Genomic DNA, 20,757 nt, shown 5'->3' with positions numbered 1-20,757 from the left:
GCAACCTTTGTCTCAACCCTATTTCATACTCGAACTAAACAATCAAACTGCTAATCGCAAATGCTGTCCCAATAAACACCAAGCAAAGCATAGTGCCTACTGCCACATTTCCCTTCTCCAGATGCTCTGAAATCTTAAAGGTTGGGGTTGCCAATTCAAAGATCCAATAAGCCGCAATCAAGCACACATAACCTACCGCAAACCAAATGATCATGTGCAGAATGGAGGTATTCGTATATGCCGCTACGCCAATAATAATAGCCGTTGCCAGAAACTTGCCGCCTAAAGCCAAGGCTACAGCCACATTGCCTTTCTTCAGCTCCTCCATATCTTTAAACGGAGTCATCAAACCAAAGATCACCATGCCTAACACTTGCAAAAGAATAATCACAAACACACTCACTACCAAATTAACCACCATCGTCACTTCGCCCACCCCCGAAATTTCGCATAAGCCGAATCATAGTCGGCAAAATCATGTACTTCCTCAAGGACTACGGAAGCGGTTTTCTTTTTCTCTAATGCGGTATAGCGTTCATCATCAATCGGCTGCTTAATCCGATTACCTGAAGGGAGCTCAAGCACCGCAAAGTTTCTTGTCTTATCCTTATACTTAGTCTTGTATACTCCTACAAGATCAACATCAGTGGTTACCGATACTTTAAGATTGGTAAGATCCTCTGCTGCCGTTTTTTCATCTGCATAAGACTTAATCGTGCTCCATGAAGACAGGCGAACTTCATTCTTCTGATCAGCATCCGTGATTAACTCGGCGTCCATGAACTGAAGTGTCCAAATTTTATCGCCAGTAGCATAATTCCCATCATTCGGGAGCAGTTCATTATCCGGCAAAACCGTCATGTCACTCCCAATTAAATCCCCTACGGTACTCTCTACCACCCGGTAGTCCCACGGTACCCGTGCTACACTATCTGAAGTTTGAGCTGTTCCTGAATCAAATACACTGCCCTGATTACTGGAACATGCGCTTAGCAACAGTACCGTCAAAAGCATCATACATAAGACTCCGATTCGGGCTTTCTTGCTCTTATCCAATTATCTCACTCCCAACGCAATAAAATGACTGGCATTGCCTGTAATCAATCCGCCCGCTCGGCCGAGCATACCACAAGGCTTCCCGTTAATCACGAACATGCCTGTCAGTAGATGAAATTCACCCTCTGATGTCGTTATCCGTGCTAAATCGGCTCTTTTTTGATACACAGTGGGGAAGAGCTGACTACTGTCATAACCGTCTTCATCTTCAAGCTCTAGCGCACCGCTATCATCAAACATGCGCACCGAACCCCCTTCACGACCAAAAACAGATTTGGACACAAAGTTCCCTGAGAATACAGGCTTATTATAAGTAGGCAAAATATAGCGCGAGATCGTCTCTCGCTCTTCCTTGTCGAATAGCAGGCCCAGCTCATACATTCCCCACACCGCTGCAACCAGCCCCTTGGATTGGAGCAATATACTGTGAGGACCATTAAAGAGCTGAAGATTCCCTTGCTCTACCGCATAGGCCAGGGCATCGCCGCCTTCATCCACAGCCATCCACTCTTTAGGATATAGAGCGAACATCCGCTCGATCACACGGTCCTCCCCATCCTTGAGAATTCCGTTGTCGACCCATAGATCAAGACAATCCACACACTGGATATCGAGACCACTGTGCTTCACTAATGCTTCTATCGTACCTGAATCTTCAAGATGAGATCCATAAGCCACACAAGCTGCGGTATCCGGACGTTCTACCTGCCAAGCTGCCGCAACTTGTGCCTTCATCCCTTGATTTGGACTCTGCATTCCAGCTTGCTCACAGATCCATGGTGTAGCTATCGAGGCTTCCACATAACCTGTTGGGGTATCTGCATTCAGTTCGAGCAGCTTAATCGTCCCATCATGGGCTATGGCAAAGTCAAATCTGGCATACCGACTAATGAATCCTTCTTCTGGCATAGGACACCCGTCAAGCATCTCCCAAAGTACAGGGGGAATCCCAAGCAGTTCATACAAATCGCGCTTTAGATGAACATAGCGAACCGCTTTATCGAGAATGGCCCAGAGTTTTGATGAGGCTTCTTCAAGCTCCTTATAAGTGTCCCTGTGCATTAGAGCAATTGCATCCAACCAGTACTCTTCATCCTCAAGATCAGCCCAAGTGAACCCGAGTTCATATAACGCTTTGACCCGTGGACCTCTTTCAAGCTCAGACTGATCTAGAATTTCAAATACACTCTGCTGCTCACTCATCCGCCAAAACCACTCTTACTTGAGCCTGATCTCGAAGAGGACTTCGAGCCTGAGCTAGATTTAGAGTTCTTCGAAGAGTTTAATCCGCTGGAAGTGCCACCGATTCCATTTTTTGAGGAAGAACCTCTTCTCGTAATAGAGCCTGTGGAGGAAGTCGATGTTTTGGGCTTTACAACAGAACCGGGAACCTTCTTATTCTGGAATTTCTCACTGTTATAGGTAGGCGGCTTATAAGTTGTTCTCGTGCCTCCATAATAAGTTGGACGGTCCTTAGACCATCCTCTGGAAGAGTAATTGCCACCACTGTTAAACAGCATGTGATATAGCAGCAAGTCATCCCAACCAAAACCTGAATGATATCCACCATAGTTATTCACTACCGTCGTTCCATTATTGGTTACAACACCTTGGCCTTCCTGTTCTACCTCTTGTGTACCTTCCGGATATGGAATATTCCAATCCACATTTTTGTCAAAATAGGCTTTAACCTCTTCGGTAGACCAGGACACTAGCTGTGGTTCATCTCCATAAGTATTTGCACTAGCCCCTGCGCCGCCAGGAATAAACATAGCATTCGCTAACAAAGCTATGCCTAGCGAAGTAGATAATACTCGAATGGGCTTACCATCAGAAGTGAATAATTTGGATACCGCTAATTCCTTATCCTTTTCATCTTTAGACATCGTAAGGTTCTCCTTCCCTTATCTCAATCATTCGTTGTGCATCGGAACAAGTAAAAGCTCCAGCTTGCCTTCATCTACATTCAGCCGTCCTTCAACCGTTTCATATTCAACACTGCCAACCACAATATAATTGACATGCTCTAACGCTGCGATCATATTCATGCTCCACGTGCGTTCCTCAATGACTCGCAGCCCGCCTTCCGGCATTTTTTCAAATAAGATTACATTCATCCCATTGTCCATTATTACCATTCCTTCCTTAGTTCTGCTATAGCATCTGATACGTCTTTATTACCTTTTCGTTTCAGTTCTAGGTGTGCATAGACTGCCCAACCTTACTCTTGGCGTTAGAACGTCTATATAAAAGAAGAATTCCTAACGAGCACAAGCAAACGAGGAGCAACACGCCGTATACATGCTGATATGCTTTTGCAGGGGAGATATCACGCTGAGCATGCAGTAAAAGCCCGCAGACTGCAACAGATACAGAGCCTCCGAAGAATTGAACCAGTTGTAAAAGCCCCATACCAGAACCAATCCAAGTCCTTGGAAGAACTATAGAAGTTTCATTGTTTAAGGATGCCATCGTAGCTGAGAAAGCGGGAGAGAAGCATAGATAACCTAGCAGCAGTACTACAGGTGATACAGAAAGATTCAGGGCAAACACAGCCATAACGGCTGCAAGTATACAATGTCCAATCACTAAGAAGCGTATATTACCGTACCGATCAATAAAACGTCCCACATAACGGGTCAGAAATGCAGATAATAGCGCTCCCGGTGCGATATACAAACCAATCATCAGCGCTGATTTATCGAACAGATTAGCGAGCGCAAGCGGCATCAGGAACAAGTTGCCTAAGTTCAGCACCAGAATACAAAAGCCTACGGCAACCAGTTTCAAGTAACCCGGCATGGTAAGCAGCTGCGGATTAATGAATGATTCCTTGGCCTTCTTCAGATGTACGGCATGCACGATAATAGACACTACACCCACCGCTAGCCATACAAGCGACTGAGTAGTTACAGCTACCAGTAAACTTGCCGCATTTACAACGGTCAGCGCCGCCCCCAGGATGTCAAAGCTTGCAGGCTGTGGCTGTTCCTTAGGCAATAACCGCAGCAGTACCGGCAGCACAATAAGCACAAGGCAAGTTATGCCGAACAATCCGTTCCAGCCAAAGTACTGGCTGATGACACCTCCGACAATAGGGCCCAAACCAAAGGCCATTGCACTACCCGCCGAGATCATCGCAATAGCAGCGCCGCGTCTTTCAATCGGAACATAGCGACTGGCGAGTACAAGCCCTAATCCAGCCATAGATCCGGCGCCCGCAGATTGTAGGATTCTTGTAATCAATAGCATATTAAAGTCATGTGCGAATAATCCAAACACTGATGCTGTCCCAAGCGTAATTAAGCCAATGGTCAAGAGCTTGCGAATCGGCACCAAGTCGGATAACCGGCTATAAATAACCGTCGACAACGCATATCCAATCGAATAGCTGGAAATGACCCATGAGCCTAGGTCAGCAGAAATTTGGAGATCCTGAATAATGGTTGGAAGCGATACATTAAACATCGTTGTGTTCATCACTACAATAAAGAGGCACATCGTCCATAATGGCATGACAATTTTATCATTCATTCCTACTTTCTCATTCATTCCTACTCCATCCCTGTCCTAATTTATCTATACATGCTCAACTAATTTTATGCCTATAAAAAGAGGTTGGCAATTAGAAGAGGAGGATTACTTGTGCCACATCAATCCACATACCAGTTCGATTATGATCTCCATTCTCCGCAATATATACTTGTAGTGTTTCAATCAGACCCGGCTTGTGATAATGATAAGATCTTAGAGGTATATTATATCGCGCATGAACTAGGAAAAGAGTGTTCACAAGAGTTCGCATAGAGAATTTCTAAATAGGAGGTAGTAGCCATGAGGGGTTTGACAAAAGAAGTTGCGATGGAAATTGTTCGACGTACGATGCATGTGATTGGGTACAACGTCAATGTTATGGACAAGCGAGGACGAATTATTGGGTCTGGAGATGGTAAGCGGTTAGGGCAATCACATGAGGGTGCATTACTCGCTATAGAGCGTCGTGGCAGATTCGAGATTGATCAGGAGAGCGCCGCTAGATTGCAGGGGGTATTGCCCGGCACGAACCTTGTTATTGAGTTTGAGAATGAGATTGTTGGTGTTATTGGGATTACTGGTGATCCAAAGGAAGTGACGAAGTATGGTGAATTGGTGAAGATGACGGCGGAAATGTATCTTGAGCATATGAAGCTGTTAGAGCAGGCTCAATGGGACAAACGAATGAAGGAGAATTTCCTGCTCGCGGTGATGAATGGCGATGAGGGGAACGTACAAACATTGCGACATCAAGCACAGCAGATTCATTTTCAGGTGGATAAGCCTCATATCGCATGCATCATTGAATTAATTAATCGTAATGAAGAGGATCTAATGGCAACAATGAAGCGGGTAACTGATGTATTAGAAGGACGCCCGGCTGTTCAATTGATTACCATTCGTAATGCCAGACAAGTTGTTCTGGTCAAGGAGCATCTCCATGAGCGGAAGCCGCATACGGATATATGTGAAGGAATTCACCAGATAAGACGTTGGTTAGATGTAAAGGAGATTTCTCCACTACGTATCGCGGTAGGCAAAGCTTTTACAGGGATTCAAGGGATGATGAAGTCCATTCAATCCGCAGAAGATACGATGCGTGCAGGCTATGCAATATATCCGGATGAGCCGGTTTATTATGCAACGGATCTGCAACTGGAGACGATGGTCGTTCCGAGTGTACATAATTGGATGTCGGAGGAGTTGCTGCAGCTATGGGCGCATTTTGTGGAGGAGGATCGTAGTGGTGAGCTTCAGCAGACATTAGATCTATTTTACTTCGAAAGTGGGGAGCAACAGCATATCGCTGAACGACTGCGCATTCATCGGAATACGTTACGCTACCGACTCCAGCGTATAACCGAGCTCACAGGGAAAGATCCAAGAAATTATCAGGAGCTGTTCCTACTCATGAGTGCGCGTTGGTTATATTTGTTGGAGCATTCTGCTATGTCTTGTGATGAATAAGAGGATATATGTGCATATGCACAAAAAAAGACATCAATCGATGCGAAATATTTATTTATCCGCCTAATGAAACGCTTACAAAAATTCGCTAAAGTATAGGTATGAGCTCAAACCACATATCGATATATACAACTCTGTGTAAAACTGGGGAGGAATAACTCATGACAGTGAGTGTAAGCGTTTTAGGTGCTTTAGCTGCATTGGTTGTGGCAATCGTTCTAATATTGAAAAAAGTACCGCCAGCCTACGGCATGATGATCGGTGCGTTAGTAGGTGGTTTAATCGGCGGCGTGAGTATGGTGGATACCATTACGCTGATGATGGATGGTGCCAAAGGGATGATTCCTGCCGTGCTTCGCATCTTGGCAGCAGGTATGTTAGCAGGTGTATTGATTGAATCAGGCGCGGCGAAAAAGATTGCAGAGACGTTGGTTCAGAAGGCCGGCGAGACACGGGCATTACTCGCATTAGCCTTAGCAACAATGGTTCTTACAGCGGTCGGTGTATTCGTGGATGTAGCTGTTATTACTGTAGCACCCATTGCATTAGCTATTGCACAACGTGCGAATCTATCGAAATTGGCAATCCTGATCGCTATGATCGGCGGCGGTAAAGCCGGTAACATCATGTCACCAAACCCGAATGCGATTGCCGCATCAGATGCATTTCACATTCCATTAACTTCGTTGATGGCAGCAGGTATAATCCCAGCTGTATTCGGGATTATCGTAACGTACTTCATCGCAAAGCGTTTAAACAATAAAGGCAGTAAAGTAGAAGCTTCTGAGGTAACGAATAATCCGAATGAGCAGCTTCCAAGCTTCTTTACAGCCTTTCTAGCTCCACTTGTAGCCATTATCTTGTTATCCCTTCGTCCAATTGCAGGCATCGTAATCGATCCAGTTATTGCGCTTCCAGTAGGAGGTATCGTAGGCGCCATTGCAATGGGAAGATTTAAGAAGTTAAATGAGTTCGCTGTATTTGGTCTTGGTAAAATGACGGGTGTAGCCGTCATGTTAATCGGGACAGGTACACTAGCTGGTATCATTGCAAATTCGCAATTAAAGGATGTTATTATCGACGGCCTTACTGCATCTGGCCTACCGGCATACTTGCTTGCTCCAATCAGTGGTGCGTTAATGTCTCTTGCAACAGCATCGACAACAGCAGGCACAGCCGTAGCAAGCTCTGTGTTCGGCTCCACCGTCATGGGACTTGGCGTAGCTTCGCTAGGAGCAGGGGCAATGATTCACTCTGGTGCGACTGTATTAGACCACATGCCTCACGGCAGCTTCTTCCACGCAACTGGTGGCAGTGTGAACATGCAGATGAAAGAGCGTCTGAAATTGATTCCTTATGAAACCGCAGTTGGTCTAACACTAGCGATCGTTTCGACATTAGTATTCGGTGTATTCCAATGGTTCCTATAACAACTGTCGAAGCATAAACAACACAAAAGGATGTGAAGAGCATGAAGTTTGTATTGGCACCAGATTCATTCAAAGAAAGTATGACAGCAATGGAAGCCTGTGAGGCCATAGAACGAGGACTTCGTTCCTCTTTTCCCGATGCAGAATATATTAAAGTTCCGATGGCAGATGGCGGCGAAGGTACGGTTCAGTCACTCGTCGATGCGACAGGCGGACGAATTGTACATTGTGACGTAACAGGGCCACTCGGTCACCCTGTGAATACATTTTATGGCATTATGGGAGATGGAAAGACCGCGATTATTGAGATGGCAGCTGCTTCTGGACTTGGACTTGTGCCGAAGGAAGAGCGTAATCCGTTGATCACCACGACAAAGGGTACAGGAGAGCTTATCGTTCATGCGCTGAATGCAGGCGTACGTTCTATTATTATGGGTCTTGGTGGCAGTGCAACCAACGATGGCGGTGTAGGCATGGCACAAGCGCTTGGATTCCGCTTCCTGCGAGAAGATGGAACGGAGATTGGATACGGTGGAGGATCGCTAAGTGAAGTTACCCGTATTGATAGTGATCATGTAGATCCGAGACTCCAAGGTGTACAAGTGGTAGCCGCATGTGACGTAGACAATCCGTTAACTGGTGAGCGCGGGGCATCCGCCATCTTCGGTCCGCAAAAAGGTGCAACACCCGACATGGTGAAGCAATTGGATGCAAATCTTGCACGTTTAGCAAACATCATTGAGCGCGATCTCGGAAAAGAAGTGAATGATACAGCAGGTGCGGGTGCAGCAGGTGGACTTGGTGCTGGCGTAATGGCCTTCCTGGGAGCCAGGTTGAAGCGAGGCGTGAACATCGTCGTCGATGCCATGAAGCTTGCGGATAAAGTGAAAGATGCGGATTATGTCATCACAGGCGAAGGGGGTATGGATAGCCAAACCGTCTATGGTAAAACACCGATTGGTGTTGCCAAAGTAGCACAAGCCGCCGGTGTACCTGTTATTGCCTTAGCGGGTTCCCTCGGTACTGGCGTAGAAGCCGTGTACGAGCATGGTATCGATATGTTCTTCTCCATCGTGCCTGGAGTATGTACGTTAGATAAAGCGCTCACCGATGCTTCCTTCAACATGGAGCGCACCGCGCGCAATATAGGTACATTAATCAAACATAGTAAACGTTAATCGCAAGTATAGACGCCTTCTGCGTCGCGTGGAATTAATTATTATATTAAAAAAAAGATCTGACTCAGGCCATGAAGCTGAGTCAGATCTTTTATTTCGTTTTTGCAAGCTAATCTAAGCTTAAGTTTAGGACACTTGAGATTCCTTAGCAAGAACAGGTACGGTGTTATCCTCTACCTGCACATCATCCTTTGTCTTGGAGAGGACAATGTTCAGCACAATCGCTGTAAGCGAACCGGATACGATACCGTTTTGCAGCAGCATCCGAGCAAATTCAGGCAGCTCTGCGAACATTGCAGGAAGTGTCGCTGAACCTAAGCCAACAGCAATACTGCAAGCAGCAATCAGTAGATTACCATCCTTACGGAGATCCACGTCGGATAGAATGGATATCCCGGAAACGGCAACCGATCCGAACATGACAATCATGGCTCCACCAAGTACGGCATTCGGTACAATCGTCGTCAAGGCAGCCAGCTTAGGCAGGAGTCCTAGTACAATCATGATCCCGCCAGCGGCAAAAATAACATTACGGGTCTTAATGCGAGACAGCGAAATCAAACCCACATTTTGAGAAAAAGCAGTGTATGGGAAAGCATTAAAGATTCCGCCCAGCATAATTGCTACTCCCTCGGAACGCAGTCCGTTTACGATCTGCTTCTGTTCAACTTTCTGATCAATTACTTTACCAACTGCAAAATAAACCCCAGTAGACTCCACCATACTAACAATATTAACGATGATCATAGTGAAGATTGCAGTAAGACTGAACTCAGGCCATCCGAAGTAGAACGGTTGTGCGATGCTTACCCAAGAAGCGTCACCTACCGTAGAAAAGTTAACGATACCCATTCCATAAGCAATCGCTGTACCCACCACAAGACCTACCAGAACTGAGATCGAGCGCAGGAATCCAGTGGCGAAACGATTAACTGCTAAAATGACAAGTAGTGTAATTAGTGCAAGCAGCAAATTGCGGGGTTGTCCAAAATCAGCGCTGCCTTCTCCGCCAGCAACGTTATTCATGGCTACTGGAATAAGAGATAACCCGATAATGGTCACGACAGAACCCGTTACAATGGTCGGGAAGAACTTCAGCAGCTTCCCATAAAGCGGGGCCGCAAGAACAACGAACAAACCGGAAATAATGATCGCACCGTACGCAGTCGCCAGATTATGTGTCGAGGCAATCGCAATAATCGGGCCAACGGCTGTAAAGGTACATCCAAGAATAACTGGGAGCCTGCTACCAAAATACTTGGTGCCCATTATTTGCAGCAGTGTAGCCAATCCGCAAGTGAACAAATCGGCTGCGATGAGGTAAGCCATTTGAGTCCCATTTAGCTTCAAGGCACCCCCAACAATCAGCGGTACAATTACTGCTCCTGCATACATGGCTAGGACATGCTGAAGACCTAACGTAAATACCTTTTGCTTGCTTAACATCCCGCACTCTCCTTGATTTTCTCTAATGAGCTTTCATTATCAATGAAGTGAATTTCACCTGGTGACATAGATGCAATACGGGCCAAGGCATGGACTTCTATGCCTCTGTTCTCCAGAAGGCTCCGGCCTTCTTGGAAGCTCTTTTCAATGACACAGCCGACGCCAAGGAGCTCTGCTCCTGCCTCTTTTACGATATCAACCAGTCCCACAAGTGCAGCACCAGTAGCGAGGAAATCATCCACAATAAGCACTTTGTCATCCGGTCCAAGATATTTCTGGGAGACGCTGACCAGATAATCCTCTTGGCGAGTAAAGGAATGTACAGGCGCTGAGTAGACAGCCTCTGAGAGCGTTACTGCTTTCTTTTTCTTCGCATAAACAAACGGTACACCTAATGCAATCGCAGTAGCCATGGCAAACTGAATCCCGCTAGCTTCAATAGTAATTACTTTCGTGATCGGTTGATGACCGAACAACTTTTTGAACTCCTGACCGATTTGCAGCGCTAGCTCCGTATCGACCTGATGATTCAGAAATGAATCTACCTTCAGTACCGTATCTGATAAAATAAGACCCTCTTGTCTAATGCGCTCTTGAAGTACTTTCATCGTGAACTAATCTCTCCTCTTCATTAAAAAACAAAAAAAGGACAAATCCCTTGAGTCGTTTCTCTCAAGTGAATCTGTCCTTCTGGGCTTTTGTCCCTTAGTGGTGTAACACTACATAGTGTCCGCATCGCTCGGTCCAGACCTTTCCTCCAAAGAAGAAAGCGGAACCCTAGATGCGCTATTTCACTCATAGTCGGATAATTACGATGGTTATCCGGTAGAAACTTATGGGCCATATCCCCAAGATTATATGAGTTTTATTAATGTTCGATATGAATACCTTGTATATCTTACACGCTCTGTCTGGTGCTTACAAGCAAAATTTTTAGTGTTTTGCATACCATTTTCAGGTTATTTTCATGAAATTCAATTGTTTACATTTAGTAGGGGTTACTCCAAGATCTTCTGCGCCGTTTCTTCGGTCGTTACGAGCACATTCATATACCCGCCATTTAGAGCGCCCAAGATCCCCGAAACCTTCTCCAGCGATTCCGCTACACCAATAGCGTACCTCGCTCGTCTGATCTGCTCCAGCTCAATGGTCAACGTTCGGTCCGATATTGCTGTGCGTACAGGCAATCCATTGCCATCATAAAAACGCGAGCAAATATCACCAGCTACTTTCCCGTCCTCCAGCTCATCAATCACAGCATCGCCATAAAATCCACGCCATGCCTCTTCGCCTTTAATTTCCGGTGATCCAATGCCGAATATAGCGATATCCAGCCGATCCCATGCCTTGGAAATGGTCTGATAATACTGCGAACGCATCAGTTGATCTCTGGTTTCCTTTTGCTCCGTGATCGCTGGCACGTCAATCATTAATGAGCGCGCACCCCACTTTAAGGCAGCTTGGTAGCAGATATTATTGACATGGTATCCGCTCTCCATCTTTCCAGATGGACCACCCACCGTAGGAACACAGGTTACAAAAGGCCTCTGTCCGAGGGTCAGATTGTCTACAACGGCAGCTAAGCTGCTTCCCCAAGAGAACCCAATCGTATCTTTCGGCTGAACCACTTGCTCCAGCCATCTTGCACAAGCCTGTCCAATGGCTTTACGCTTGATCACCCCGGACTGGGCTGGGTCTACCTCTACAACAATGGCTTCCTTCAGCCCGAACCGTTCTTTCAATTCCTGCTCCAGTGTACAATGATCTCCAATATCGTAATTGATGGTGATTGTAACGATGCCCTCTTCACGGACTCTCTTCAGCATCCTACTTATGGTGGTGCGATATATGCCAAGTTCATTAGAAATTTCACTTTGCGTTAAATTCTGCTCATAATACATTTGTGCAATCTTAATGAGCAGCTTTCTGTCTTCTTTTCGATCCATGATAGAACTCCTCGCTTTTTTCAAGGATTTGACGAATCCATAACCCCTAGCTATACTGTAGACGATTATTTCGCACATTTTTTATTATATTGCACAAATGTGCAGATTATCAATTTTTTAATGGAGATGACCGGCTTTGAATATGGACTTTAGAAAGAAAAGTTGTGCCGCAGAAGCTCTAAAGTATATTGAGAATGACACAACCATTGGTTTAGGTGGGGGTAGTACGATTTCCTATTTAATCGGCAATATTAAAAAAGCAGATCTTCGGGTAAAGGTAGTGACCCCCTCCTTCACTACAGCTTCACTCTGTGTCCAAAATGGACTGCAGGTTGTACCCACTTGGTCCGTTGACCGAATAGCTGTTGCTTTTGACGGCTGTGATGAGGTGGATGAGCAACTGCATGCGCTTAAGAGTGGTGGCGGCATTCATACGAAAGAAAAACTGATTGCTAGTATGGCGGATCATTATATATTGCTGGTAGATGAAACTAAACTTGTGAACAAGCTAACCTTCAAACATCCCGTAGTATTGGAAATTCTTATGGATGCTCTTAGTTATGTTCAACATTCCGTGAAATCGCTGGGCGGCAAGCCTGAGATTCGAACAAGCGCAAGTAAGGATGGGTATATGGTCAGTGATCACGGCAATGTGCTGCTGGATGTCTTTTTTGACAAGGTAGAGGATAGCACTGCTCTTCAAACTGAACTCAAAGCCATTAACGGGGTCATTGAGACCTCCCTATTCACGAAAGAAGTTACCTCAGCACTTGTGGCTGGTTCAAGTGGAATCAAGGTAATCTCTAAGTAATCTCTAAGTAATCTCAAACAATCAAAACAGGCGAGGTGCTAACCATGAACAATCTGAAGTGGGCAATCATCGGCCCGGGAAGTATCGCTACTGAATTTGCGGCTGCTCTAGATGACATCGGCGGAACTTTATATGCGGTAGGATCACGGACCTTAGAGAAAGCCCAGGCGTTCGCGAGCCAATATGGAGCGGAGAAGGCTTATGGCAATTACAGCGAAATGCTGCAAGATCCAGAAATTGATGTCGTCTACATCTCAACACCACATAGTAACCACTACGAATACATCATAGAAAGCTTGCAGAATAACAAACATGTCCTCTGTGAAAAGGCGATCACCGTAAATAGCAAACAACTGCAGGAAATCGCCGAGCTTGCTAAACAAAAAAGCTTAGTCGTCGCAGAGGCTATGACCATCTACCATATGCCACTGTACAAAAAGCTACGGCAAATCGTGGATGAAGGTAAGATCGGACGCCTCAAAATGGTGCAAGTCTCCTTTGGCAGCCATAAAGAATATGATGTGAACAACCGTTTCTTCAGCAAAGATTTGGCTGGAGGGGCGCTGCTGGATATTGGGACGTATGCCTTGTCCTTCACAAGATTCTTCCTGTCCAAACAGCCACAGGAAATTCTAACGACAGTGAAACGTTTTGAGACAGGCGTCGATGAACAATCCGGAATCATTCTGAACAACGATGCGGATGAAATGGCGGTCATCTCCCTTACCATGCGCTCCAAAATGCCTAAACGCGGCGTCGTTGCTGGAGAACTTGGCTTTATTACCGTAGATAATTTCCCACGGGCCTCCAAAGCCACGATTCAATATTTAGATGGCACCCTAGAAACGATTGAAGCCGGCGATACTTCCAAAGCGCTGCAATACGAAATTGAAGATATGCAGCGCTATATCGCGGCAAACGGCAACCAGGAAACCCTTAATCTCTCTTTAGATGTCATGGAGATTATGAGTAATGTTAGAGAACAATGGGGAATCAAATACAGCTTCGAATAACATACTGAACACAATAAGATCAATCATCAAAGCGTTGGTATTCCCTTCAACTGAAGGAAGCCCAACGCTTTTTTGCGGATAATTTTCTAGGAATGGATGACAATATCCTTAGGTGATTTCTTATAGGTACTTTTTAGTACCTATAGCACTTTAAAGTACGTACTATACTTAAATGACTCATGCCTTCATAATTGCACTTACCGGCCGGTGATTATCAGAGTGTAGGAGTGAGAGACATGTTGTTAAACCAAAAAAGAAGTACCCTGGCACTCCTGGCTTTAGCCATTAGCGCCTTTGCGATCGGAACCACCGAGTTTATCAGTGTAGGGTTGCTGCCTTTAATCGCTGATGACCTGAATATACCGCTGACCACAGCTGGATTAACTGTTACTTTGTACGCTTTAGGGGTAACCTTTGGCGCCCCAATCTTAACGTCGCTGACCACGGCGATATCGCGCAAAACATTATTGCTTATCATTATGATTGTATTTATTATCGGCAATAGCCTTGCCGCGGCTGCGGACAGTATTACAATTCTGCTAATAGCTAGAGTAATATCTGCCCTTTCGCATGGTCTGTTCATGTCGATTGCTTCGACCATTGCCGCCGACCTTGTGCCTGAGAATCGTAAAGCCAGCGCTATTGCGATCATGTTCACAGGGCTAACCGTAGCTACTGTTACCGGTGTGCCACTGGGCACCTTTCTAGGGCAACAGTTAGGCTGGAGAGCTGCATTCATCGCCATTATTGCCATCGGGCTTATAGCACTCATCGGTAATCTGATCTTGGTCCCTGCCACAGGGCTGCGCAAAGGAACCCGAACACCGCTTCGCGAACAAGTCAAACTCGTGAAGAACGGACGGTTACTGCTTGCCTTCGCAATCACTGCTTTAGGGTATGGAGGTACCTTTGTAGTCTTTACTTATTTATCTCCACTTCTCCATGAAATCAGCGGTTTCAAAGAGAGTACCGTTGCCATCATCCTTCTTGTTTATGGCATAGCGATCGCCATCGGCAACGTCATTGGAGGCAAATTAGCCAACCGTAACCCTATGAATGCCCTCTTCTACATGTTTGCTATACAAGCTGTTGTACTGTTCGTCTTAACCTTTACCGCACCCTTCAAAGTGGCTGCACTACTTACGATCTTCTTTATGGGATTGTTAGCCTTCATGAACGTACCTGGTCTACAAGTACACGTAGTTACACTTGCAGATCGATATGCTCCGAGTGCGCGAGATGTGGCATCTGCGCTGAATATTGCTGCTTTTAACGCTGGCATTGCCATCGGGGCCTATCTTGGCGGTATCGTCACGGATCATATGGGACTGATTCATACCACTTGGGTGGGTGCTATAATGGTTCTGTCCGCTGTATTCCTAACCGCTTGGAGTCGTGCGCTGGAGAAGAAAGATGAAACTCTTCTCCAGTCTGAGGCTGCTTAATCAGCCTTGCCTTAACATACCAATCAAACTTTTAAATATCTCAGGAGGTAATTTTATTATGGCTCAACATCTACAGGATACAACTGCATTACACAACGGGGTAAACATGCCTTGGCTTGGACTTGGTGTATTTCAAGTCGAAGAAGGCTCTGAGCTGATCCAAGCGGTCAAATCTGCTATTGCACACGGCTACCGCAGCATCGATACAGCAGCGATCTATCAGAATGAGACTGGCGTAGGTCAAGCGATCAAAGAAGCTTTGCAGGACAACAACCTGTCCAGAGAAGAGCTCTTCGTAACTTCAAAGGTCTGGACTGCAGATATGGGCTACGAAGAAACCATTGCCGCCTACGAAGCTAGCCTAGCTAAGCTTGGACTTGAATACCTTGATCTATATCTTATCCACTGGCCTGTAAAAGGAAAATATAAAGAGACTTGGAGAGCACTTGAAACCTTGTATAAAGAGGGACGCGTAAAAGCGATTGGGGTCAGCAATTTCCAGATCCATCATCTTGAAGATGTGATGAAGGATGCGGAAATTAAGCCGATGGTAAACCAAGTGGAGCTCCATCCTTATTTGAGTCAGCAAGCGCTGCTTAGCTTCTGCCAGGAACAAGGAATTCAACTGGAGGCTTGGTCTCCATTAATGCAAGGGCAATTGTTGGATCAGCCTGTACTGAAACAAATTGCAGCTAAATACAGTAAATCCGTAGCTCAAGTGATTATCCGTTGGGACCTGCAGCGTGGAATTATTACCATTCCAAAGTCTACTAAAGAGCACCGGATCATCGAAAACGTAGATGTGTTTGATTTTCTGTTAACAGAAGAGGATATGAATCTAATCAACGCTCTGAACCAAGATCAACGGGTAGGTCCTGACCCTGATAATTTCGACTTCTAAGAGATTAACCGCTAGGTTAAGTAACAGTAAAAAAAGACCCTATCTTTCAGAAATGAAAGAGGGGTCCTTTTTGTCTTTACGCCCCTTGCACTAGCACAATAAGGATCGGCAACACAAGAAAGGAAGCAAGCGTCGTCCATAAAATACATTTGGATACCAGCTCTGGAGAGGCTTCAAATCGTTCCGCTAATACCACCGCGTTGACGGCAACTGGCATGGAGGCCAGAATCAGCAGCACAGAGAATAAAATACCATCAATATGCAGAATAGATAATCCGAGGTATGCCACTAATGGAGCTAAGATTAATCGAATGATCATCCCTGTCCAAAAAGTAGACCGACCCTTACGTTCAGATGACATGGTTCGTACTTTGACCATCTGTGCACCCAGAATCGCCAGTACGACTGGTGAATAACCTCCGGCAACCATGGAGACCCCTGTAGCAAGCTCAGAAGGTAAATGCAGGTCAAATATTCTAAGAAAAAGTGCTAGCATAGCTGCATAGATGGCAGGGAGAGAGAACACGGACTTTACCGCATTTTTCACCGAGAACTGCGATCTAGCCGCAAAATAAACGCCCACAGTATTCACGATAATCATCTGCCCAATCACATACACAGAAGCCTTATCGAGCCCAAGCTGTCCGAAAGCCAGCAACACCAAGGGAAGTCCATAATTCACACTATTCGTAAATGTCGAGACCAGAGTCAATCCCGATATTTCAGAGGGGCCGAGCTTCAATAACTTTCCGATGATATTTGCAATCGCCCATAAAAAGCATAGATTTAGCAGCGAAAAAGCGAGCGTCTTGTAAATATCATCCATAGAAATCTCGGCCGTAGCCAGTGTATTAAGAATAATAGCCGGCGTTAAAAAGTATAAATAGAGCGTCAATAACGGCTTGGTATCCAAATTCTTAAACCGTCCAAGCAGTGCACCGACGATCACCGGAATGGATAATGGCACGATGACTTGATACAACGTTGATAACACGCTCTGGATCATGAACAGTACTCCTCTGCTCTAAGTTACTCTAAACTATAAGCGCAACAGAGCAAGACGTCTAAGATATGAAATCAATATACACAATAGCCATTACCTATAATTAAAAAAGGTCTCAACCCCTATAACGAGGTTGAGACCTTTTTATCATGTGTTACATCATTTTGATTTCAAGCAATTCATATTTGATGATACCCATTGGTGCGTTTACACTAACGATATCCCCGACTTTTTTACCCAGCAATTCCTTGCCCAGCGGACTTTCATAGGAAATCTTGTTGTTTAGGACATCTGCTTCAGCAGCCCCTACAATTCTATATTCAATCTTCTCGGAGTATTCGATATCGTTCAGGGTAACGATACAACCCATACTAACCTTTGACAGATCCATCTGACTCTCATCTACGATCTTGGCTTTGGTCAGCATTTTCTCCAAAATCATAATACGAGTCTCCATGAACGATTGGTCGTCCTTGGCCGAATGGTACTCGCTATTTTCCTTCAAGTCTCCATAGCTGATCGCCAATTTGAGCCGTGCTGCCAATTCCTTGCGCCCTGGGCCCTTCAATTCCTTCAGTTCTTCCTCTAATTGAGCCAATCCTTCTTTGGTCAAGAACACTTCTTCATTAGACATGTATACAACTCCTATTTTGGATGCTTTTTAATATTTTAACCTATATTTCACATTCATGCGACAAGCATAAACGCCTTCGGCGTCCTTGTAAGGACGGTAAGCGTTTAAGCGAGAAATATAAAAATTAAAGTATAGGTGCAAAACCTATACTTTCTTATATTTAAATAAAAATCCCTGCCACAATTGAACATTGGGCAAGGATGTCAATGCTGCATCATTATTCTGGCAAATGCTCTTTACAGAAAAGGAGTAATGCTGCTTCCTCGTCCTCTTCCATATCAAAGTCAAGCAACTGACCTGTTGTTGTCTCCTGTAGATCATAACTCACGATGCTAACTTGATCTTCATCCACTTTAATAATCGCTCTAGCGGATACTCCGTTCTCTACATAGAGCTCATCATCTTCTGGAACATCCAGTTGAACCACGAATTCATACCGTTTACCGGTTAGTATACCAAAAGGATCTTTAACATTCTCCACGTTGTAGCTTGTAAATGTCAACATTGCTCAATCAACCTCTTTTCCTAATACCTGCCACGTCATTGTATCACAAAAAGCTGCATGAAGGGGTCGCCCGTCCCTCAAGCCATAGCTTTCGACTTCTTGATCTGCTTGCTTCGCAATTGTCCGCAAGCAGCATCAATATCTACACCATGCTCCAGACGAGTGCTTACGCTGACGCCCTGCTTCTTCAAGGTATCAAAAAAGGCTCGTACGGTCTCCCGCTCGCTTCTTTGATATTGACTGTGCTCATCGACTGGATTATAAGGAATCAAGTTCACATTGACGAGCTGGCGCCGGTCGCCGATTAGCTCGGTCAGCTCAAGCGCATGCTCCTTGCCGTCATTTACATCCTTCATCAGAATGTATTCTAACGTAATTCTGCGATTTGTTTTTTCCAAATAATAATCTATGGACTCCATTAGCTTCTCAATTGGAATGGCCTTGTTAATCTTCATAATCTTCGTCCGCAGCTCATTATTAGGCGCGTGAAGCGATACTGCCAAGTTCACCTGTGTATTCGCATCGGCGAATTCAACGATTTTGTTAGCAAGCCCACTCGTCGATACAGTAATACCTCTTCCTGCGATGGCTAATCCCTTGTGGTGCTTAATAATCGATAAGAAATTGAGCAGGTTCTTGAAGTTGTCGAACGGTTCGCCAATTCCCATGACTACAACGTGACTAACCTTTTGTTCGAGGTTTGCTGCATCCAAATGCTGCTGAACCTTCATAATCTGCTCTACAATCTCACCGCTGGAAAGATCACGACTTTTCGCTAACAGTCCACTAGCGCAAAAGCTGCAGCCGATATTACATCCAACCTGAGTAGTGACACATACGGACAAACCGTATTTCTGTCTCATGAGCACCGTCTCGATCAGGTTGCCATCCTTTAAACGGAACAGGAACTTGATCGTCCCATCCGCAGACTCCTGCTTCACATGTTCTTCCAGCGTATGGATCACATAGTGCTGCTCCAATAATTCTACACAATCTTTATTTACATCGAGCATTTCTGAGAATTCTGTAATCCGCTTCCGATAAAGCCAATCCCAGACCTGCGTAGCTCGAAATTTTTTATGTCCACGTTCTAACAGCCATGCCGCCAGTTGATCAAAAGTTAATCCATAAATGGATTCCATATTCATTCGTTATCCTCTTTTCAAAACATTAAAGTTCAGTCCATCACTACTCATTGTCTCAAATTTTTTTTATTTAAACAAGGGGAGTTGTAACGAAGCGTCGAAGTTTACACCATTAGAAGTCCGTTCTATGAAATTACATCTGAGGAGAGATCGAATCAAATGAGCTCAACCACAATAAAAATCATCGGTTTTGCCCTTCTAGCTGCCGTTCTAATCTTTGGTGGCTTTTTACTGTATATTACCATTACCGATTATAAGCCGAAGGAGACTACTCCACTAACGGTAAACCATAATCAGGAACAAATGATGAAGCATGGAGAACCTTTTGCAATAACAACCTTTAATATTGGCTATGCTGGTCTGGATAAGGATCAGGATTTCTTTATGGATGGCGGGACCAAATCACGTTCAAGCAGCGAGGAACAAACGAAGACAAATCTTGAGGCAATAGCCTCTCTGATGACTACTTCAGGCTCAGATTTATTTATGTTGCAGGAGGTAGATATCGATTCTTCTCGTAGCAACCATATAGATGAAGTCTCCTTGTTATCGAATACCTTCTCTGATTACAGCAACGTATTCGCAACGAACTACAAGGTGCCTTGGGTACCGATTCCCGTTCTTGATCCGATGGGCTCAGTAAATAGCGGTTTATTAACCTTATCTAAATTCGGTAGCACAAGTAACGTTAGATATGATCTTCCGGGAAAAGAAAGCTGGCCTCGTCAACTGTTTGAACTTGACCGCGCCTTTTTGGAGAGCAGATTCCCCGTCGATAACGGGAAAGAACTGATCCTGATCAACCTTCATTTATCAGCCTTTGACCAAGGGGGAACGATTCGCAAGCAGCAATTAGAATATCTTTCTACTTATATTCAGAGAGAGAATGATAAAGGTAATTACCTCATCTTAGGCGGAGACTGGAATCATTCTTTACCGGGCACAACCCCTGAGGCCTTTGAGACTACACAAGCTTGGCCAGAATGGCTGCAGCAGTTCCCTGAAGATTTCAAACCGGAGGGCTTTCAATGGGCTGTCGATGCTAAAGTGCCGTCCGTCCGGACACTTGATGTAGCTTATTCAGAAGGTGTGAATTTCCGGGCTGTAATTGATGGCTTCCTAGTTTCACCGAATATCACAATAAGTGGCGTACAGGGCCATGACCTATCTTTTGAACACAGCGATCATAACCCTGTAACAGCTACTCTTATTCTAAGATAAGACCCAATCATGGATCATTGAT

The 20,757-nt window shown here is 45.1% G+C and carries 22 protein-coding genes and 1 riboswitch; of the genes, 9 read left to right on the top strand and 13 right to left on the bottom strand.

The window, feature by feature from the left end; translation table 11 throughout:
* Positions 1-34: 34 nt before the first annotated feature.
* The 6 genes from MKX35_RS04450 to MKX35_RS04425 form a co-directional block, all read right to left on the bottom strand.
* Positions 35-427, bottom strand: a complete 393-nt coding sequence (locus MKX35_RS04450) for a DUF350 domain-containing protein (protein ID WP_042192771.1) — start codon at positions 425-427, stop codon at positions 35-37.
* Positions 424-1,017, bottom strand: a complete 594-nt coding sequence (locus tag MKX35_RS04445; protein WP_179085796.1) for a hypothetical protein — start codon at positions 1,015-1,017, stop codon at positions 424-426. The genes MKX35_RS04450 and MKX35_RS04445 overlap by 4 nt, the downstream gene beginning before the upstream one ends.
* 39 nt (positions 1,018-1,056) lie before the next feature.
* Positions 1,057-2,259, bottom strand: coding sequence for a glutathionylspermidine synthase family protein (locus MKX35_RS04440; protein WP_076284934.1), 1,203 nt, complete (start codon positions 2,257-2,259; stop codon positions 1,057-1,059).
* Positions 2,256-2,942 carry a hypothetical protein gene (locus MKX35_RS04435; RefSeq protein ID WP_076298005.1) on the bottom strand — a complete coding sequence of 229 codons (687 nt, stop codon included), beginning with the start codon at positions 2,940-2,942 and terminating at the stop codon, positions 2,256-2,258. The genes MKX35_RS04440 and MKX35_RS04435 overlap by 4 nt, the downstream gene beginning before the upstream one ends.
* A 27-nt stretch (positions 2,943-2,969) precedes the next feature.
* Positions 2,970-3,185 carry a hypothetical protein gene (locus MKX35_RS04430; protein WP_042192779.1) on the bottom strand — a complete coding sequence of 72 codons (216 nt, stop codon included), beginning with the start codon at positions 3,183-3,185 and terminating at the stop codon, positions 2,970-2,972.
* A 67-nt stretch (positions 3,186-3,252) separates the two neighbouring features.
* A complete protein-coding gene (locus MKX35_RS04425; protein WP_256716183.1) occupies positions 3,253-4,608 on the bottom strand; it encodes an MFS transporter in 1,356 nt (451 codons plus the stop codon).
* Positions 4,609-4,701: 93 nt separating this feature from the next.
* On the opposite strand from MKX35_RS04425, the gene MKX35_RS04420 reads away from it, so the two are divergent.
* The 4 genes from MKX35_RS04420 (at position 4,702) to MKX35_RS04405 (ending at position 8,665) form a co-directional block, all read left to right on the top strand.
* The gene (locus MKX35_RS04420; RefSeq protein ID WP_179086622.1) at positions 4,702-4,863 is read left to right on the top strand and encodes a hypothetical protein; all 162 of its coding nucleotides are present in this window, start codon (positions 4,702-4,704) and stop codon (positions 4,861-4,863) included.
* 27 nt (positions 4,864-4,890) lie between these two features.
* A complete protein-coding gene (locus MKX35_RS04415) occupies positions 4,891-6,057 on the top strand; it encodes a sugar diacid recognition domain-containing protein (RefSeq protein WP_076298006.1) in 1,167 nt (388 codons plus the stop codon).
* A gap of 161 nt (positions 6,058-6,218) precedes the next feature.
* The gene (locus MKX35_RS04410; RefSeq protein WP_076298007.1) at positions 6,219-7,487 is read left to right on the top strand and encodes a GntP family permease; all 1,269 of its coding nucleotides are present in this window, start codon (positions 6,219-6,221) and stop codon (positions 7,485-7,487) included.
* 41 nt (positions 7,488-7,528) lie between these two features.
* On the top strand, positions 7,529-8,665 hold the full coding sequence (locus MKX35_RS04405) for a glycerate kinase (protein WP_076298008.1): 1,137 nt from the start codon (positions 7,529-7,531) through the stop codon (positions 8,663-8,665).
* A gap of 126 nt (positions 8,666-8,791) precedes the next feature.
* Here MKX35_RS04405 and MKX35_RS04400 read toward each other — a convergent pair whose 3' ends face one another.
* The 3 genes from MKX35_RS04400 to MKX35_RS04390 form a co-directional block, all read right to left on the bottom strand.
* Entirely contained in the window at positions 8,792-10,111 is a 1,320-nt protein-coding gene (locus tag MKX35_RS04400) for a nucleobase:cation symporter-2 family protein (RefSeq protein ID WP_042192787.1), read from the bottom strand.
* Positions 10,105-10,719, bottom strand: coding sequence for a xanthine phosphoribosyltransferase (locus tag MKX35_RS04395; protein ID WP_076284939.1), 615 nt, complete (start codon positions 10,717-10,719; stop codon positions 10,105-10,107). The genes MKX35_RS04400 and MKX35_RS04395 overlap by 7 nt, the downstream gene beginning before the upstream one ends.
* Before the next feature lie 170 nt (positions 10,720-10,889).
* A riboswitch (purine riboswitch) is annotated at positions 10,890-10,993 on the bottom strand.
* A gap of 116 nt (positions 10,994-11,109) precedes the next feature.
* Positions 11,110-12,057, bottom strand: a complete 948-nt coding sequence (locus tag MKX35_RS04390) for a sugar-binding transcriptional regulator (protein ID WP_076298009.1) — start codon at positions 12,055-12,057, stop codon at positions 11,110-11,112.
* A 142-nt stretch (positions 12,058-12,199) separates the two neighbouring features.
* Between MKX35_RS04390 and rpiA the strand changes: the two genes are divergently transcribed.
* From rpiA to MKX35_RS04370, 4 genes are all read left to right on the top strand, one after another.
* Positions 12,200-12,868 (top strand): ribose 5-phosphate isomerase A, encoded by a 669-nt coding sequence (gene rpiA, locus MKX35_RS04385; protein WP_076298130.1) that lies wholly within the window; start codon positions 12,200-12,202, stop codon positions 12,866-12,868.
* Between the two features lie 44 nt (positions 12,869-12,912).
* Positions 12,913-13,881, top strand: coding sequence for a Gfo/Idh/MocA family protein (locus MKX35_RS04380; RefSeq protein WP_076298010.1), 969 nt, complete (start codon positions 12,913-12,915; stop codon positions 13,879-13,881).
* A 236-nt stretch (positions 13,882-14,117) separates the two neighbouring features.
* Positions 14,118-15,326 (top strand): MFS transporter, encoded by a 1,209-nt coding sequence (locus MKX35_RS04375; RefSeq protein WP_076284942.1) that lies wholly within the window; start codon positions 14,118-14,120, stop codon positions 15,324-15,326.
* 58 nt (positions 15,327-15,384) lie between these two features.
* Positions 15,385-16,227 carry an aldo/keto reductase gene (locus tag MKX35_RS04370; RefSeq protein ID WP_076298011.1) on the top strand — a complete coding sequence of 281 codons (843 nt, stop codon included), beginning with the start codon at positions 15,385-15,387 and terminating at the stop codon, positions 16,225-16,227.
* A gap of 76 nt (positions 16,228-16,303) precedes the next feature.
* On the opposite strand, the gene MKX35_RS04365 is transcribed toward MKX35_RS04370, so the two are convergent.
* The 4 genes from MKX35_RS04365 to rlmN all read right to left on the bottom strand — a co-directional run bounded on the left by MKX35_RS04365 (position 16,304) and on the right by rlmN (position 19,517).
* Positions 16,304-17,233 (bottom strand): AEC family transporter, encoded by a 930-nt coding sequence (locus tag MKX35_RS04365; RefSeq protein ID WP_076298012.1) that lies wholly within the window; start codon positions 17,231-17,233, stop codon positions 16,304-16,306.
* Between the two features lie 151 nt (positions 17,234-17,384).
* Positions 17,385-17,864 carry a transcription elongation factor GreA gene (gene greA, locus MKX35_RS04360; RefSeq protein ID WP_042131553.1) on the bottom strand — a complete coding sequence of 160 codons (480 nt, stop codon included), beginning with the start codon at positions 17,862-17,864 and terminating at the stop codon, positions 17,385-17,387.
* 217 nt (positions 17,865-18,081) lie between these two features.
* Positions 18,082-18,369: a DUF6509 family protein gene (locus MKX35_RS04355; protein ID WP_042192802.1), complete on the bottom strand. Its 288-nt coding sequence runs from the start codon at positions 18,367-18,369 to the stop codon at positions 18,082-18,084.
* Positions 18,370-18,446: 77 nt separating this feature from the next.
* The gene (gene rlmN, locus MKX35_RS04350; protein ID WP_076298013.1) at positions 18,447-19,517 is read right to left on the bottom strand and encodes a 23S rRNA (adenine(2503)-C(2))-methyltransferase RlmN; all 1,071 of its coding nucleotides are present in this window, start codon (positions 19,515-19,517) and stop codon (positions 18,447-18,449) included.
* Positions 19,518-19,673: 156 nt separating this feature from the next.
* On the opposite strand from rlmN, the gene MKX35_RS04345 reads away from it, so the two are divergent.
* Positions 19,674-20,735, top strand: a complete 1,062-nt coding sequence (locus MKX35_RS04345; protein ID WP_076298014.1) for an endonuclease/exonuclease/phosphatase family protein — start codon at positions 19,674-19,676, stop codon at positions 20,733-20,735.
* The last annotated feature ends 22 nt before the right edge of the window (positions 20,736-20,757 follow it).

The sequence above is a fragment of the Paenibacillus sp. FSL R5-0923 genome, from assembly GCF_038009145.1.
Taxonomy (GTDB): Bacteria; Bacillota; Bacilli; order Paenibacillales; family Paenibacillaceae; genus Paenibacillus_AQ.
Note: the sequence above shows the minus strand (reverse complement) of the source record. Positions and strands in the feature narration are given on the sequence as shown.

Coding starts and splice junctions, on each gene's coding strand:
- MKX35_RS04445 (WP_179085796.1), bottom strand. CDS start 1,017: ATGATGCTTTTGACGGTACTGTTGCTAAGCGCATGTTCCAGTAATCAG.
- MKX35_RS04440 (WP_076284934.1), bottom strand. CDS start 2,259: ATGAGTGAGCAGCAGAGTGTATTTGAAATTCTAGATCAGTCTGAGCTT.
- MKX35_RS04435 (WP_076298005.1), bottom strand. CDS start 2,942: ATGTCTAAAGATGAAAAGGATAAGGAATTAGCGGTATCCAAATTATTC.
- MKX35_RS04430 (WP_042192779.1), bottom strand. CDS start 3,185: ATGGACAATGGGATGAATGTAATCTTATTTGAAAAAATGCCGGAAGGC.
- MKX35_RS04425 (WP_256716183.1), bottom strand. CDS start 4,608: ATGAATGAGAAAGTAGGAATGAATGATAAAATTGTCATGCCATTATGG.
- MKX35_RS04415 (WP_076298006.1), top strand. CDS start 4,891: ATGAGGGGTTTGACAAAAGAAGTTGCGATGGAAATTGTTCGACGTACG.
- MKX35_RS04410 (WP_076298007.1), top strand. CDS start 6,219: ATGACAGTGAGTGTAAGCGTTTTAGGTGCTTTAGCTGCATTGGTTGTG.
- MKX35_RS04405 (WP_076298008.1), top strand. CDS start 7,529: ATGAAGTTTGTATTGGCACCAGATTCATTCAAAGAAAGTATGACAGCA.
- MKX35_RS04400 (WP_042192787.1), bottom strand. CDS start 10,111: ATGTTAAGCAAGCAAAAGGTATTTACGTTAGGTCTTCAGCATGTCCTA.
- MKX35_RS04395 (WP_076284939.1), bottom strand. CDS start 10,719: ATGAAAGTACTTCAAGAGCGCATTAGACAAGAGGGTCTTATTTTATCA.
- MKX35_RS04390 (WP_076298009.1), bottom strand. CDS start 12,057: ATGGATCGAAAAGAAGACAGAAAGCTGCTCATTAAGATTGCACAAATG.
- rpiA (WP_076298130.1), top strand. CDS start 12,200: ATGGACTTTAGAAAGAAAAGTTGTGCCGCAGAAGCTCTAAAGTATATT.
- MKX35_RS04380 (WP_076298010.1), top strand. CDS start 12,913: ATGAACAATCTGAAGTGGGCAATCATCGGCCCGGGAAGTATCGCTACT.
- MKX35_RS04375 (WP_076284942.1), top strand. CDS start 14,118: ATGTTGTTAAACCAAAAAAGAAGTACCCTGGCACTCCTGGCTTTAGCC.
- MKX35_RS04370 (WP_076298011.1), top strand. CDS start 15,385: ATGGCTCAACATCTACAGGATACAACTGCATTACACAACGGGGTAAAC.
- MKX35_RS04365 (WP_076298012.1), bottom strand. CDS start 17,233: ATGATCCAGAGCGTGTTATCAACGTTGTATCAAGTCATCGTGCCATTA.
- greA (WP_042131553.1), bottom strand. CDS start 17,864: ATGTCTAATGAAGAAGTGTTCTTGACCAAAGAAGGATTGGCTCAATTA.
- MKX35_RS04355 (WP_042192802.1), bottom strand. CDS start 18,369: ATGTTGACATTTACAAGCTACAACGTGGAGAATGTTAAAGATCCTTTT.
- rlmN (WP_076298013.1), bottom strand. CDS start 19,517: ATGAATATGGAATCCATTTATGGATTAACTTTTGATCAACTGGCGGCA.
- MKX35_RS04345 (WP_076298014.1), top strand. CDS start 19,674: ATGAGCTCAACCACAATAAAAATCATCGGTTTTGCCCTTCTAGCTGCC.